The sequence below is a fragment of the Nocardia sp. NPDC004573 genome, from assembly GCF_053602135.1.
On sequence record NZ_JBSGDA010000004.1, the window covers coordinates 302,272 to 317,489 of the forward strand.

The following is a 15,218-nucleotide window of genomic DNA, read 5'->3' on the forward strand; positions in this document are numbered from 1 at the left end:
TGCTCCGTCGATACACCAGGCGATCGCGCTCGATCCGCGAGACCAGCGCCACTCAGCCTGAACGATTAGCCCTGCTGACCAGCCAAACGCGACACGTGTGAACGATATGATCTGGTCACGATGCCGAAATCCTTTCCGCTGGCGATGCGCCGACAGGTGTGCGCTCGGCTGCGTGCCGGCGAGCCCGTCGCCGAGATAGCGGCCGAGACAGGGATCTCGCCTGCCACCTTGTTCCGGTGGAAGGCGCAGGTCCTCGTCGATGCAGGAGTCCGCGAGGGCATTCCGAGCGTGGAAGCTGACGAGCTGGCCTCGGCGAAGAAACGGATCGCCGCATTGGAAGCCGAATTGAAACTCACTCGCGACGCCTGCGAATTGTTCGATGCGCAGGCGGTGGTGTCCCCAAAAGGCGGATCGCGGTCGTCGAAGGGCTGATCGCGCTCGGACATTCGGGGCGGTCGGCCTGCCGAATCGCTGGAGTGCACAGATCCACCTTTCTGCGGCAACGACGGCAGCCGTTGTCCACCAGAACGATTCGCAGGATCGTGGTCGCCGATGAGATTTCCCGGATTCATGTCCAGTCCCGTGGAACCTACGGCAAACGCCGGATCAAGGCTGCGTTGCTGGCCGAGTGCGAGATGATCGTCAACCACAAGCTGGTGGCTTCGATCATGGCCGAGCGTGGGCTGTTCGGCCTGCCCAGACGCAAACGACGTGGCCACCCGATGCTCGCAGTGAGCACTCCCGCGGACCTGGTGAACCGGTCCTTCACTGCTGCTCGCCCCAACGAGCTGTGGTGTACCGACATCACCGAACATCCCGCAAGGGACGGAAAAGTCTATTGCTGCGCCGTTTTGGACTGCTTCAGCAAGAAGATCGTCGGCCGATCCTTTTCCACCATCGCCGACACGCTGTTGGTCAACAACGCCGTCAACATGGCAATGACAGAACGCGTCACCAACGAGGGGCTGATCGTGCATGCAGATCACGGAACACAATTCACCTCGTGGTCGTTCGGTGAGAACCTCCGCCGGCACAGGATTCTGCCTTCGTTCGGAACTGTCGGTGATTGCTTCGACAACGCAGCGATGGAGTCATTCTGGGGACGGATGCAAACCGAACTCCTCAACACCAGGAAGTGGTCGACAACCCTCGAGCTGACCATCGCGATGTCCGACTGGATCGACAACTTCTACAACACCGAGCGCCGTCACTCCTACCTAGGCCACCTCAGCCCCACAGAGTATGAGACGCTGTGGCTCGACATCCAACCAAGCCCTCAACTCTAGTAAGCGCGGACCGACGAGCAGGGGCCAGATCACGTGGACCGATCACCGGGGTCCCGTCATGGGCTCCCCTTGGCGGTCGAGTTGCGTCCAGCCACTTCGATGTTGAATATCTATTTCTGAGATCTAAATTTCTCAATCGGATACAGGGGAACGATGGTAATCGAAACTCCGTAGACTGCCAGCAGGACAATAGCGGAGGTGTGTAGATTTCTGAAAGGGTCAGCCAGGATGTATGCGAGATAACCCAGTGGCGGCAGACATAGTAGAGCGCCAGCGGCGCCCCAGTGAAAGAACATCCTGTTCAGTTGTTTCCTGCGGACCGGATCAGTTTTTAGATGGTCTGGGATGTATTCGCCGTAGCCTTCGGATACGCTCGTGGCAATTCCGCGATACCCCTTCAAAGCGACGTAGATCGACACTAACAGAATTAGTACGTATATCAGAGCCATAAGAAGTGGACGCACAATCTACCCTCGAAGTCTACGCATTTGGGCAGCATCTCGCCGGGGAGGCATCCTCCGGCGAGATGCACGTAGGGATGCTACCTCAGTCCAGTGGAGAGATGCCGATGACTAGGGCGACCACTGCCGCAATAGCCTTCTTCTTGAGACCTGGCGTCAGCGCACTCCAAACCATCCCCACTCCAGCACCGCTAAAGCAGCCGACGACGGCGTCAACAACGTATTGGGGTTGGTCTCCTCCGAGGGCAACGTCCTTGAGAACGTCAACGGCCACGCCAGCCAAGGCGCCCTGGGCGCAGGACTTGACGGCCACGCCAAGCAGAACAGCCGGGACGGCCGTGCGCATCGGCCCCATAGGCGCCCGTGCGGCCTCGAACTGTGTCGCGTGAGGCTCGGCCGGAGCGGCCGACGCCGTACCGATGCTTGTCGTCACCCCTGCCATCGCTGCGAGTACAATCGAGCTTGCGGCGACAGCCTTGCGGATACGGTTTATTGCGAGTTCCTATCTATTGGTTGTTGCTACTGCGGCTGCATACGTGTGCAGCTCCGGGTGTTGGGGAGTTGCAGCTCCCCAACACCAGGCTTTGTTGCCCCCTTGAGTGCTGGCCAGACTCCGCGGCCTACGTGGTCCATTTCCAGGGGGGGTGAGTCGATTGGTGATTCCTTCCGAGATTCGTTCTGTTCCATATGATTTGACGCATCGCGTTCGGATTCGGTTCCACCCAATTTCGAACTCTCTTCGATTATTTTGTTCTGCTGGTCATCTGAGATTCTTCGCCTGGAGGGCCCAAATGAGCAGGTCTGGATGATATAGCAGCTCAACAGGTTTCGGCATCGCTGATTGCGGCTGTGACGCGTCTCTCCGGGAGCTACGATGCCGCCGCTGCCATTCTCGCGTAGCGAGCTCACGAGCGGCCTCCGATGCGCGCTGATCCATCCGCTCAAACTGGTCTCTGGCCCGTCTAACTGCCGAATCATGCCGACTCGCAATATGTTCGAGCCTAGACACCGAATTCATTGCTGTGCCTCGTTCTGGACGGACTCACGCGGGTCGGTCGGTGTCGGAGTGAGTCTGGACTCCGGCCGATGCTCCTTGTCGTCTGTGGGGCGACCAACGGGTGGTAGACCCATCAACGACGTATGCGCCGATTGATTGGCGGTCGTTGGGTCCGCCAATGTCGGAGTGCCTGGGACCTCGGTCGGCGACGGCGTACCCGTACTCGGAACCTCCGTCGGCGACGGCGTACCCGTACCAGGCTCAGCATTGTTGTCGACCGTATCGATCACTTTTGCGATGCCTTCACCGCCCGACTTGATGGCCTCGCCGCCCGCCTTGATAACATCGTCGATGTCGTCGTCCAATGTGCCGATGGCCCTGATCAGATCCGGCAGGCTCCCCGTGATCTTGCTTGCGGCGCTGATGGCATTGGCGATATCCCCGGGCCGCCACTCTCCCGCCTTTCCCATATCACCGGTAGATGGGGTGAGACATGGTCAACTCCCGCTGGCCGGGTACTCGGGAAGGATGGCTGCGCAGCATGGCAGCCGCCCGCTCGGTACTCGCCCCGCCGAAACCGTTCCTGGCGTAGTCGATGAGCTGGCTGATCTGCTCGGCGGACAAGCCTGCAACGGTATCAGTCAGGCCGTTCTGGATGGTGGACGCCTTCTCCGAGATGACGCGTTCGGGGGTGTCTGCCACAGCGGCAACGATTTTCGCCGTTTCAGACAGCGTTGCGATGTCAGTGGCCACGCCATCGCTCAGTTTCGACTGTGCCGGCATCGCCGCGGCAGAGGCCGGGGAACCACTCCAAAAGTACTGCAGCTGGTTTAGTTTCGTCTGCTGATCCGCAGCTTGGTCGATAAGCGTTGCCGACAGCTCGTTACTCAGCGTGGTGGCGTATGTGCGGAGCGCGACCACACTCATGCCTTGCTGCTGCTGATGCTCATCGATCAAGGAATCTGGGCTTGTTCCGTTTGGATAAGTCCCAGTCCAGTCCCGATACAGCGACACGAGCCGACCGAAGGACTGCAGCCTTTCCATCACCTGGGCAAGGATTTGGTCGACGTCGGTGTCGCTCTGAGTAGTGAGGGGGCGCATTACCGGGCTCCATCGACGGTGTTGATATCGGCGGCTGAGGTGCTGTCGACCGGGGTGAGGGCAGTGGCGCTCAGCGCCACACTGCTCGCACTCTCCTCGAAACGGACCGCCCAGCCTGAGACTTGCTGGCCGGTAGCTTCCATCGCCGTCCGGATCTGCGTACCGAACTGCGAGTAGTCGCCGCCCGCGTATGCGGGTGCGAACTCTGCTGCGGCGCTGATCAACCCTACAGCAGTGTCTGAAAGCAGCTGGCTCGTTCGAGTGTGCGCACCAGCCAGCAAACGAAAACCTTCCCCGTTCGTCTCCATGCTCAGTTCCTAATCAGAGGCTCCGGTGCGGGCACGGACTCAGAGTCATCAGAACCCGCCGAGACAACCGCGCCGAGCACCCCGAACGAGCGCCGCCACGCAGGGTTGGCAGCGGCCGCACCACGGTGTCCTCGATGATCGTCATCTGGGCTCCAAGTCCGAATTCTGTTGCTGTCACCATGGTTTGACGTTGATGGTCGTGGATCGGTTCCATCAATCTCCAGAATTTCTTTGCGAGGCCAAAATGAAGCCGCGCCCCGCCAGGGCGCCCAGCCGGGCGGCGCCACAATTACCCCTGGTCAGTAGCCGACATAGCTACCGCCCTTGTTCATCGCGGCGAGACCATGGCTTCGTGGTGTTCGGGTAGGCGTTCGTAGTCGCGGACGCATCGGCGGCGTCGGGTGATCCAGGCCAGGGTGCGTTCGACGAGCCAACGCCGGGGCAGGACAACGAATCCCGAGGTGTCGTCGCTGCGTTTGACGATGGTGAGGGTGAGCCCGAGTTTTTGTTGGGCCCAGCCGAGGAGCTTTCCGGCGTAGGCACCGTCGGCCCAGACCAGCGCGATGGTGGCGAACACCTCGCGCAGCTGGGTCAGGGCGGTGCGGGCGCCGTCTCGGTCTTGGGTGTCGGCGGCGGTAACGTGCACGACCAGAAGCAGGCCGAGGGTGTCGACGATGACGTGGCGTTTACGGCCGTTGGTCTTCTTGCCGGCATCGAAGCCGCGGGTTGCCGCGCCGACGGTTTCGGCGGCGCGCACGGTTTGGGAATCGATGATCGCCGCGCTCGGTTCCAGGTCGCGGCCATCGGCTTCGCGCAAGGCTTCGCGCAGGTCGTTGTGCACGGCGGTGACCTCCCCGCTGTGCCACCAACGGGTGAACAAGGCATAGACAGTGCGCCAAGGCGGGAAATCCGCAGGTAAATTACGCCATTTGCAGCCGTTGTCGGCCAGGTAGAAGATCGCGTCGATGATCTGACGGCGGCAGTACTCCTCGGGCCGGCCCCCGGCGCCGTCGAGCCAGGTCGGCCACGGCAAAACCTGTGCCAGGACCTGCCATTGGGCATCGGTGGTGTCGGAGGTGTAGTGGCGCGGTCGCGGCGGACGGCGGGTGCCGTGCCCGAACCGGCAGGCCACACACCCACAACCGTTTGAGGCGATATCGGTGCCAGCGCAAGGGGTTGCGGAGTAGAACGACATGGGCGGGACCTCGGTGGGGTCGGAGTTGTGGTGACCCCGTGGCTACCACCAGGTCCCGCCCCCACCCGGCAGCCACACCGGCCGATCAGCAACCGGTCTGTCAACCACCCACTACGCCAACCTCATTCGGCGATCGTGAACACCCCCGGACGGCTGCTGGGCAGCCCAACCCCGCGCAACCAGGCGTTTCAGCTTCGACCGCAACGCCTCCACCTTCGAACGCCCGGTCCCCGCGATCCCCAACTCGGCCGCGACCTGCCCGGCGCGCAACCCCTGACCAGCGTGGGCGAGCACATCCAGAATGTCGCAGTAGTCGCCCGGCAACACCGCCGCCGCATCAACCCCAGCCCTGCGCGGCGGCACCAGCACCAACCCGACCGGCGACCCGCCATCACCCGAAACAGGCGGCACCGGCGCAGGGTCCGCATCCTCACCAGCCACGTCGCCGGTCTCCGGCATCCGCGCCGAATCCAGACCGCCAGCGGCGGTGAGGATCTCGTTCATCGTCTCCCGAGTGACCACCAGCCTCGCCAGCACCTGCTCGCAAGCATCCAACTGCTCGCTCAGCTCCCCGATCCGCCGACGAAGATCAGCGGCCTGCTCGGCCGCCGCCGCCTCGCGCCGAGCAGCTCCTCACGCCAGGCCACCATCGCCGCCTCCACAGACTCGCCACCCCCCAACACCGACGATAAACCGCCAGCAACCGCCGCAACAGCCCCGCAACGATTACCGCAGATCAACGCACCACACACGCTATTCGATCAGTTTGTTCACAGGCACTTAGGGAGTGCAACCATGACCGCAGCACCTCAGGCTCGGCAGCGGACCAACCGTCGGCTCGCCGACGATGTCCGGAATTTCACCGGTTCGCCCCGGCTGGCGGCCAGTCTTCAGCGCGTGCTCGTCGATCTCATCGAACTGCATTTGCAGGGCAAGCAGGCGCACTGGAACGTCGTCGGAAGCAATTTCCGTGACCTGCATCTGCAGCTCGACGAACTCGTCGACGCGTCCCGCGAGAGCAGCGACACCATCGCCGAGCGGATGCGCGCGCTGGATCTCGTGCCCGACGGGCGGTCCGACACCATCGCCGCGACGACGAGCCTTCCTCCGTTCCCCGCCCAAGAGGCGAACAGCGCCGACGTCGTCGATTTGATCACGACGCGGACCTACGCGGCGATCGATACCATCCGCGACGTGCACGACGACGTGGACGCCGAGGACCCGAGCACCAGTGATCTGCTGCACCAGGTCATCGAGTCGCTGGAGAAGCTGGCGTGGATAATCAAGTCGGAAAACCGCCAGGTCTAGGCCCCGTCATACACCGCACGCGGCGCCGCCACCCGGCCGAGGCGCGCATCTCGCGAAACCCCGGATGCACGCGGATATCGCCGTCCGCCGAAAGCTGGATGACCTGCCGGGCCCCCGGTCCGGTCACCACCTCGGTGCGGCAGTCCTTGCGCCAGCCGAAAGGCATCAGGTGAACGCGTTCGCCGCGTTCCTCCAGTCGTTCGGCGAACTCGGCCAGGACGTCGACTGTGTCGGCGAGTGCCGAGAGGACATCCACCTTCTCGGGCGGCCGAGCGAGGTCGCCGGACGACAGATGGGCGAGGCCGTCGACGACGACTCCCCAGGCGTGGGTCTGGTCGACGACGCGCCGGACTAGCTGCACGGCCGCGCCCGCCAAGGGGAGATCCCCGTGATCCACCCCGACGGTCACACGGAGGCAATCGTGGAAATACCGGCGGGCCCCGACCGCCGACTCCGATTCGACCGCGCACGGGCCCGCCGCCGTCACCGTGTATTCGAAAGTGCGGCAGCGGGTGCTGACGATCTGCACGGCTTACCCCTCGTCCAGTGCATTCACGGCGTCGAGGTCCAATACCGCGTTGGCGGTGCGCTCGATGATGCCGAGGCTGATCTCGTCCGGTTGGTACTTCGGCTGGATGGCGCTGTGGCCGATGGTCGCCAACCAGATGAAATACGGGTACATGGCCTGCTGCCGGTAGGCCCGCCACGCCGCGTCGAAGTCGGGCGCCGGCGCGCCGCAGGCCGCGAGACGATCGAGATAGACGGCCAGTAGCTCGCGGTCCCAGGCCCGCCGGTCGGGCACGGCGAGACCGGAGTTGACCACATAGGCGACGTCATACGCCCAGCTACCCCGCAGAACGACCTGCCAATCGGTGAATCCCATCCGGCCTTCGGAAGTCATATAGGTGTTGCCGATATGGCTGTCGCCGTGCAAGAAGGTCTGCGCACCGGCGCCCGCGATCTCCAGGGATCGTCGCAGCGCGCGATACAACCGATCGTGGTCGCCTGCCAGTGCTTCCGGCAGCACCGACGCGGCCCGCCGGGCTCCCACCCGCGCGCGTTTCGACATGCCGATCAGCCGGTCGAGATTGGCGAAATGCGCCTGCGGCGGCTTCAGCCATCGGTGCCGCGCCAATTCGGCGTCGTTCCAGTAGCGGGCGTGCCAGGTCGCCATCGTGCACAACAGATCAGCCATCTGGGCATGGTCGATCGGCGTCTGCGGCGTGCAGAACAGCGCGCCTTTGGTGCTGCCGATGTCCTCGAGCAACGAGATCGACCGGCCCGATCGATAGTCGACGGCGCTGTGGTAGCCGCGGGGCGCTTCGATGTCCAGGGCCGACCGTAGGTGGGTGAAGAATCCCGGCTCGCCGCCGAGGATTCCGGCGAGGTCCAAGGTGAGGCGCTGCTTGAAGTCCGCGGTGGTCTTGGCGAACAAGCGCTCGGGCAGGTTCGCCGCGCGGCCCGCGGTGTTATAGGCCACGCCGAGCTTCCAGCGGGTGGACGTGCCCGCGCTCACATCCTCGTTCTCGACCGATTCGACTTCCGCGCCGGGGTGGTCCGCGCACAGCACGGCGGTCAGCCATTCGACGGTCACCTCACGGGCGGTCACCGGGATATCGCTCGCGCTCCGGGCCCGACGCCGCGTCAGCGTCTCCTTGGTGACGTGACCACCTATGCGGGCGATCCCCCGCACGATCTCCAGTACCGGAGTGGAAGCTGTGGACGCCAACGCGTATCTCCTCTGCTTGCCGGATTCGACTGCTGTGCCCGCCCGAGCGTCATCGGGCACGCCCTCGGGACGGTATGGCAGCCGGACTCCGAGAACATCCGTCGAACCGGAACGGAATATCCGTACCGTCCCGGCATCGCCACCGCTCACGGCCAGGACATGCTTAAGCTCACCCCCATGCAGAAGTCCGCCGCCACAGTGTTCCTCGGTCGAGACGCCGAGCTCGAGCACCTGGCGGCACTGGCCGGCCGAGTCGCCGTGGGACAGGGCGCGGTGGTGCTTGTGGAGGGCGAGCCAGGCATCGGGAAGACGGCACTGCTCGAGGCAGCCGCGACCCGTTTCGCGGAAGCGGGTCTGCGGGTGCGCACCGGCGCCGCCAGGGAATTGCAGCGCGACGTGCCGTTCGCCGCGGTGCGCTCCTGGCTCGCCGTCGAGGGCACCGCGCCGTGCGGCGGTCCGGATCCGGGTCGCCCGCTGCGGCACAGTGCGGATCGTGCGGGCGATGCCGCGGCGACCCACGAGTTCGCCGTCACCGAAGCCATTGTGGATCGCGTGGACGCTTGGTGTGCGGTCGCTCCGGTGGCGCTGATCGTGGACGACATCCATTGGGCGGACACGTCGAGCCTGGCGGTACTGCGGCGGCTCTGTGCCCTCGTCGACGCGCAACCTCTCTTGCTGGTACTCGCGACCCGGCCGCTGCCGTCGGCCCCGGCGTTCGCCGCGTTGAGGGTCGATCTCGAGGAACGGCAGGCCCCGATGATCCGGCTGGACGCGCTGCCCGGGCCGGCCACGGCTGGGCTCGTGGGGCATCTGGTCGGTGCCTCCCCAGGCCCGGCGCTGCTGCGGATGGTGGCCGGCGCGCGCGGAAATCCCCTCCACATCACCGAGTTGGTGGCCGCGTTGCTGCGTGCGGAGGCGATCGGGGTGATCGCCGAAATCGCGGCTCCGGCGGTGCCGGACGCCGGTGAACCCCCGTCCGCCTCGCTGCCGGAGGCGATCATCCAGCGGCTGCAGCTGCTGTCGGGTCGCACCCGGGACGTGCTGCCGATGGCCGCCGCCCTGGGACCCGTCATCGATGTCGGGGAACTGGCGGCGGTGCTGGACAGTCCACTTCTGGACGTCTGGCGGGCCGTCACCGAGGCGGTGGACGGCGGGCTGCTCACCCGGAGGAACTCCGAGCTGGTGTTTCGCCACGACCTCGTGCGCGATGTGCTGGCAGACCGGTTACCCGCTTCACTGCGTTCGGATCTGCTGCGCAAGGCCGGGCAGGCCCTGCAAGCGACCGACGCGCCGATCGAACGAGTGGCGTACTACCTGTCGGCGAGCGGCCACGAACTGGACCGGAGGAGTTCGGAGTGGCTGCTGGCCGTCGCGGGCGAGCTGATCGTGCGGGCGCCCGAGCTGGCGGTGCAACTGCTGAGCCGAGCCGCGACCGGACTCGACGGCGCCGGACGCAACGCGCTGATCCGCTGGCGGACCAGGGCGCTGCTGTGGGACGGCCGCGCCGCCGAGGCCGAAACCGTGGTCCGCACCGCGCTGCGCGCTCGACCGGAATACGACCACGATGCCGAACTGACCTGGCTGCTGGTCCAGGCCTGCCATTCCCAGGGCCGGTTGGCCGACGCCGTCGCGGTCGCGGAGACGGCGCTGTCCACCATGGATCTCCGCGCCGAGGACGCGGGGCGGCTCCTGGGCATGTGCGGACTGGACAACTTCTTCCTCGAGCGTTTCGAGGCGGCGGAGGCGGCCGGTCGGCGGGCCGTGTCGATGGGACGGAGCACCGGTAACCCGCTCGCGACCGGATACGGTCTCATGGCGCTGGGCGCGGTGCGCTACACGCAGGGCTATCTGGACGAGGCGCTGGATCTGAGCACCCGGATCCTCACAATCTTCGAAGACGGCACCGGATCGGACCAGTTCGATCCGTACGTGCTGTATGCGCACTGCCTGATCGAACTCGATCGGCTCGCCGACGCCGAACAGACGCTGCAGACGGCCATCGGGCACAACCGCCGGATGCACGGCGTCTACCTGTCCGCCAACCTGCTCGCGAAAGCGCGACTGTACCTGCTCGATGGCCGCTGGGACGACGCGCTGGCCGAGTGCGCGGCGAGCGTGGAAGCCCCCGACGTCCTCGGGTACGCGCCCGTCGCGCGTTGCCTGGCGGCATTGATCGGTATCCACCGCGGCACATTCGTGCCGGACCCCGCAGACATTCCCGTGCCGGACGACCGCTTGGGCAGCGCCGGCTACGCCCAGCTGCATCCCTGGGTCCAGGCGCTGACGCACGAGGCCCGCGGCCGCCCGGAGCGAGCGCTGGAACTACTCCTCGACGCCCATCAGCGGCTTGCCGACGGCCTGACCGCGTCCACCCTGCACCACATCTTCCCGGACATCGCTCGGCTGGCCGCGGAGGTCGGGGACGACGCTGCGGCGCGCACGGTGGTCGCCGGCGCGGACGAGTTGCTGGCGCGGCAGCAGACCGCGGGCCGCACCGGAACGGCCCTGCTCTGCCGAGGTCTGGCGGCGGCCGATCCGCAAGATCTGGCGGCGGCCGCCGACGCGTTCCAGCGGTCCGGGTGGCCCTGGTACGAAGCGCAGGCGCACGAGAACGCCGCCGTGCTGCTCGCCGCTTCGGGGCGAGAGGCCGAGGCGCGCCGCGCGCTGGACACGGCGATCGGAATCTACGGCCGTCTGGGCGCGTCGTGGGACAGCGCCCGTGCGGCCGCACGCGTGCGGCCACACGGCATCCGACTGGGCGTGCGCGGTCCGCGCAACCGCCCCAAGACCGGCTGGACCGCACTGACGCAGACCGAGCGCAAGGTCGCCGCGCTGGTGACCGAGGGCTGCTCCGATTCCGATATCGCAGCGCAGATGTTCCTGTCGCGCCGCACGATCCAATCCCATGTGTCGAGCATCCTGACCAAACTCGGCCTACGCTCGCGGCGCGAGATCGCCGCGGTCAGACCACATTCGATGCTGCCGTGATCGTGGTGTGCGCCTGCGGCGACAAGGAAGTTCACCGGCGCTCGCGCCACTCGGCTATCGCCAGTCCGATCTCGGTTGCCGGGGGCTCGTGGTAGAGCCACTCACGCGCGAGGCGATGCCAGTTGTTGGTCACTCGCAGTCGGCCGAGCACGGCGAAGGTGAACAAATCCGCGCGGCGGGAGAAGACGTGCTCCGGCGGCAGCGATTGATGCCGCATACCGCGGAATTCGGCGGCTCGCGGGTCGACCGCGAGGATCACGGCGCCGGTGGCGACGTCGGGAGTGATGGTGATCTGCTCGTCCAGCAGATGCCAGCCCGCGGCGGCCCACACGTAGTCGAGGCATTCCTGTGTGCTGACGCCCGCTCCCGGGTCGATGATGCCGCGTCCCACCCACGCCTCGTACAGGTCCTCGGCGCGGTGTTCCCCGGCCGCCCGCAGGCACGCGCGCTCGAAATCGACATGCACGGGATCCATGCGGTCGTAGAGCCCGAAATCGACGAATGCCAGCCGGCCGTCGTCCGCGAGCAGGATGTTCCCGGGGTGCGGATCACCGCAGAACTCGTAGTCGCAGAACAGCGAACTGATGTAGAAGCGGTAGATCAACTCCCCGAGCCGATCGCGCTCGACTTCGGGCAGCGCCTGCATCTGCGGGAAAGGTCTGCCCGCGACGAACTCCGTGACCAGTACGTGTCTCGTGCAGTGCTCTCGGATGCTGTCGGGCACCATGATGAACGGATGGCCGCGGTAGCGCGAAGCCACCCGGTGCTGGGTCCTGGCTTCGCGCGGATAGTCGAGTTCGTTTCCGATGTTGCGGGCGATCTCCTCCAGCACGGCGCTGTCGGCCGCGCTCGGAAGGATGGATTTCCACAGCTTGCTGAGCACTTCCAGATTGCGCATGTCCGCGTGGATGGCCTCGTCCACGCCCGGGTATTGCACCTTGACGGCCACCGCGCGTCCGTCGCGCAGCCGCGCCCGGTACACCTGCCCGATCGACGCCGCCGCGATCGGTGTCTCGTCGAAATCGGCGAAAATTCGCGCCGGTGGCCCGAGATCGTCCTCGATGACCTTCAGCATCGCCGCGAACGGCACAGTCGGTGCGCGGTCGCACAATTCGGCGAGCTTGGTCCGGAACAGTTCGCGATGCGCCGGCGGGATCAGGTCGACGTCCAGCACCGACAACATCTGGCCCAGCTTCATCGCCGCGCCCTTCATACTGCCGAGCACCGTGACGAGCTGCTGCGCCGTTGTCAGGGTGGACCGTTCGGCGAGTACCCGGCGGGCTTCCTCGGTTCTGCCGACCATCGACAACCGATTTCCGACGCCACGGACGGCTTGTCCCGCTGCCAGCCGGCCCAGCCGGCCACCCCGGGCCAAACGCCCTTTGGGCACTCGATCGGTCACCGCATGCACCTCCATGAGCATCCGCGGCGTATGTCACACGAGCCGAGATTGTTCGCACTCCGGCGTCAGTTGTCGACTGCACAGCGGCCGGGCCTCAGGGGGCGGCCATTCGCCGGGTCTCGGCTCGCGGCCGTTCGGCGCCGCCGTTGGTCCAGATGATCAGTGCCGAGTGCAGGTACCAGAGTCCTCGTGCGTCGGAGGGATCGAGGCCGGTGAGTTCCGCGATTCGTCGTAGCCGGTAATCGACCGTGTTCGGATGAACATTCAGCCGCCGAGCTGTGCGCTGGCGACTCAATTCGTTGCCGATGTGTATCCGCAGCGTCTCGACCAAGTCCGGATAATCCATCAGCGGCGCGAGCTGGGTGCCGAGTGCGTCGCGTCCGATGCCGGGCCGGGTCAGCTGATATTGGAGCGCCAACTCGGTGAACCTGTGCACGCCCGGTCCACGTCCGAGTTGCTCGACCGTGTCGAGCAACTCGTGGGCTTGCACAGCGGCGGCGGCGACCTGGTGCGGTTCGGCGGGGACGACGGTGGCGGTGATCGGCACGCGCGCCGCCTGCGAGAGTTCGCCGACCACGGCGTCCAGATCCGGGGCGCCGGACCGGGTGGCGGGAATGAGGATCGTTCCTCCGTCCACCGAGAGCAGCGACAGGGCTTGGCCGTCGAACAGATCGGCGAGACTGGACTGCAGGCGGCGAAGTTTGCGCCGCGCGACGACTTTTCCGTCGAGCTGGGGAAGACTTTCGTCGGGATGCGCCGGTACCGCCACGGCGAGCACCATGTAGGTGTCCGCGATCGGTACGCCGCATTCGCGCGCCATCGCGGAGGTCGCATGGCCGCCCAGCAGCGCGGAGGTCAGGGTGAGTACCGCGGTTCGATCCTCGGCCGCACCGGCTTTGCATTCCCGCACATAGGCTTTGCCGATCGTCGCGGTGACCAGACTCAGCAATTCGAGCGTGGTGGCAGTGCCGGAGACTATGTCTACGCGATTCGCGGCGTCCTTCTCGGCGAACAACATCTCCAGCCCGAACTTGAATCCCACATGAACCGCATGAAGGATCGCGTCGACGGATATGCCTTGCCGAGCCCACCCCGCTGCCGCGTTCAGTAGCCCCTCGGTGCGGTCGGCCGAGGCCGGCTCGCCCACCCGCTGACTCGCCCATTCCAAGCACATCCGGACCACCACCGGGATCGTCGCGTCGGCTGGGCCACCCGGTAGCACGGCGGAATCCTTCAGGTGTCCGACGATCTTTCTGGTCCATGCGTCGGTGTCGCGTAAAGGTGACCGCACCGGCCGCGCCGTATCCGGTGCGAAGTGGGCGATTCTGCCGATCGTCACGGGTGACCTCCTCGTCGCCGTCGAGCCACGGTGGCGTCGGATTCGCCGCTCGCTACGGAGAAGCGCCCGACCTCCAGCGTCCGCAGCACCACTGCTGTCCGCTCCGTCACAAACGGTAAACCGCACGGCAACTCAGCTACTACTCCCCTTCGGGCACCCTTCCGACGTCCGGCGCAATGGGTGCTGACCAGGAAAGTTAGTGAGCCTGTGTTCGATTTGGGAAGCTCCCCGCCCCCACATACATAGTCAGGTGCTCACTTTTGCCGTGCGGGATTCATACGGCCGCGGCGCCCATCTCGGCCTCCATCCATGCCCCGATCATGCGCCCGGTCATCTCGATCGCCTCCCTGCGCGCTCCACTGTCGACCTCGAGTGCCGACGCGCGCAACACTGCCGCGAAGCCGGTGTTGATGATGACGAACGTCATCACGTCGTAGCGGTGATCGTCACCCGGGCCGAGCACCTGGATCAGCAACACCTTGACCAGCAGGCGAAGCCGCGGCTCGAATTCGGGAATCCCGCTGCTGTAGAACTGCACTCCCGCCACCAGCGCGCGCACCAATTTCGCATTGGCGACCAACTCCTCGCTGATGACCTCCAGGATGTCGGTGACGATCTGCCGGACGGGTTTGCCCGACAGATCGAACACGCGCTGAGTGAAGCGCCGCTCCACTGTTTCGAGCAACCGCTCGAGCAGCTCGTCCACCAGAACCGCCCGATCCGCGAAATACCGGTAGACCGTGCCGATGCTGACACCGGCCTCCGCCGCGATCCGGTTCGTCGAGGTATCGGCGATACCGCGCTCCCCGAACAACCGCGCGGCCGTATCCAGAATGTGCTCCCGCGTCGCCTTTGCCCGCTCCTGAGTCGGACGACGACGTTGGCCGACAGCCTTCGGCGGCACCACACCTCCCGCCCCGCAACCAAAACTGAGCGTCGCTCATCTTAGCGGGAGCGGACGGCGTCCCGAAGAAGAACTTTCATTACGGGCGGTCTTGTTCGCCGTGCCGGTCACCGCGCTCGCGCACGCTGCGACCGGCTACGGCTTCGTCGGCGGCCGGGCGATCGGCGCGACGCCACGCCCGGCCGATGCCGATACGACTC

General features: G+C 65.7%; 14 protein-coding genes. 4 read left to right on the plus strand and 10 right to left on the minus strand.

Translation table 11 applies throughout. From position 1 onward, the window contains the following. Positions 1 to 120: 120 nt before the first annotated feature. Positions 121 to 432 carry a transposase gene (locus ACWEKR_RS09035; RefSeq protein WP_452354012.1) on the plus strand — a complete coding sequence of 104 codons (312 nt, stop codon included), beginning with the start codon at positions 121 to 123 and terminating at the stop codon, positions 430 to 432. Then, positions 432 to 1,286, plus strand: a complete 855-nt coding sequence (locus tag ACWEKR_RS09040; RefSeq protein WP_452354121.1) for an IS3 family transposase — start codon at positions 432 to 434, stop codon at positions 1,284 to 1,286. Before ACWEKR_RS09035 ends, ACWEKR_RS09040 begins: the two co-directional genes overlap by 1 nt. A 546-nt stretch (positions 1,287 to 1,832) precedes the next feature. Here the strand turns inward: ACWEKR_RS09040 and ACWEKR_RS09045 are convergent. The 5 genes from ACWEKR_RS09045 to ACWEKR_RS09065 form a co-directional block, all read right to left on the minus strand. After that, complete coding sequence (locus ACWEKR_RS09045) at positions 1,833 to 2,189, minus strand: hypothetical protein (protein ID WP_452354013.1); 357 nt, start codon at positions 2,187 to 2,189, stop codon at positions 1,833 to 1,835. A 572-nt stretch (positions 2,190 to 2,761) separates the two neighbouring features. Beyond that, complete coding sequence (locus tag ACWEKR_RS09050; protein WP_452354014.1) at positions 2,762 to 3,214, minus strand: hypothetical protein; 453 nt, start codon at positions 3,212 to 3,214, stop codon at positions 2,762 to 2,764. 1 nt (position 3,215) lies between these two features. Further along, positions 3,216 to 3,845: a hypothetical protein gene (locus ACWEKR_RS09055; protein WP_452354015.1), complete on the minus strand. Its 630-nt coding sequence runs from the start codon at positions 3,843 to 3,845 to the stop codon at positions 3,216 to 3,218. Next, on the minus strand, positions 3,845 to 4,153 hold the full coding sequence (locus tag ACWEKR_RS09060; protein WP_452354016.1) for a hypothetical protein: 309 nt from the start codon (positions 4,151 to 4,153) through the stop codon (positions 3,845 to 3,847). Before ACWEKR_RS09060 ends, ACWEKR_RS09055 begins: the two co-directional genes overlap by 1 nt. Before the next feature lie 328 nt (positions 4,154 to 4,481). Next, entirely contained in the window at positions 4,482 to 5,285 is an 804-nt protein-coding gene (locus tag ACWEKR_RS09065) for an IS5 family transposase (RefSeq protein WP_452354017.1), read from the minus strand. A gap of 858 nt (positions 5,286 to 6,143) precedes the next feature. Between ACWEKR_RS09065 and ACWEKR_RS09070 the strand changes: the two genes are divergently transcribed. Further along, a complete protein-coding gene (locus ACWEKR_RS09070; protein ID WP_452354122.1) occupies positions 6,144 to 6,656 on the plus strand; it encodes a Dps family protein in 513 nt (170 codons plus the stop codon). Here the strand turns inward: ACWEKR_RS09070 and ACWEKR_RS09075 are convergent. Together ACWEKR_RS09075 and ACWEKR_RS09080 are read right to left on the minus strand one after the other, a co-directional pair. Beyond that, positions 6,631 to 7,185, minus strand: coding sequence for a threonyl-tRNA synthetase editing domain-containing protein (locus ACWEKR_RS09075; RefSeq protein ID WP_452354018.1), 555 nt, complete (start codon positions 7,183 to 7,185; stop codon positions 6,631 to 6,633). The two genes, ACWEKR_RS09070 and ACWEKR_RS09075, sit on opposite strands and share 26 nt — an antisense overlap. A gap of 3 nt (positions 7,186 to 7,188) precedes the next feature. Next, a complete protein-coding gene (locus ACWEKR_RS09080; RefSeq protein ID WP_452354019.1) occupies positions 7,189 to 8,385 on the minus strand; it encodes a phosphotransferase in 1,197 nt (398 codons plus the stop codon). Positions 8,386 to 8,562: 177 nt separating this feature from the next. Between ACWEKR_RS09080 and ACWEKR_RS09085 the strand changes: the two genes are divergently transcribed. Further along, positions 8,563 to 11,373 (plus strand): helix-turn-helix transcriptional regulator, encoded by a 2,811-nt coding sequence (locus ACWEKR_RS09085; protein ID WP_452354020.1) that lies wholly within the window; start codon positions 8,563 to 8,565, stop codon positions 11,371 to 11,373. Between the two features lie 31 nt (positions 11,374 to 11,404). Here the strand turns inward: ACWEKR_RS09085 and ACWEKR_RS09090 are convergent, their stop codons facing one another. From ACWEKR_RS09090 to ACWEKR_RS09100, 3 genes are all read right to left on the minus strand, one after another. Then, positions 11,405 to 12,775 (minus strand): ABC1 kinase family protein, encoded by a 1,371-nt coding sequence (locus ACWEKR_RS09090; protein WP_452354021.1) that lies wholly within the window; start codon positions 12,773 to 12,775, stop codon positions 11,405 to 11,407. Positions 12,776 to 12,869: 94 nt separating this feature from the next. Beyond that, positions 12,870 to 14,114 (minus strand): PucR family transcriptional regulator, encoded by a 1,245-nt coding sequence (locus ACWEKR_RS09095; RefSeq protein WP_452354022.1) that lies wholly within the window; start codon positions 14,112 to 14,114, stop codon positions 12,870 to 12,872. A gap of 274 nt (positions 14,115 to 14,388) precedes the next feature. Further along, complete coding sequence (locus tag ACWEKR_RS09100) at positions 14,389 to 15,018, minus strand: TetR/AcrR family transcriptional regulator (protein WP_452354023.1); 630 nt, start codon at positions 15,016 to 15,018, stop codon at positions 14,389 to 14,391. Positions 15,019 to 15,218 lie beyond the last annotated feature (200 nt).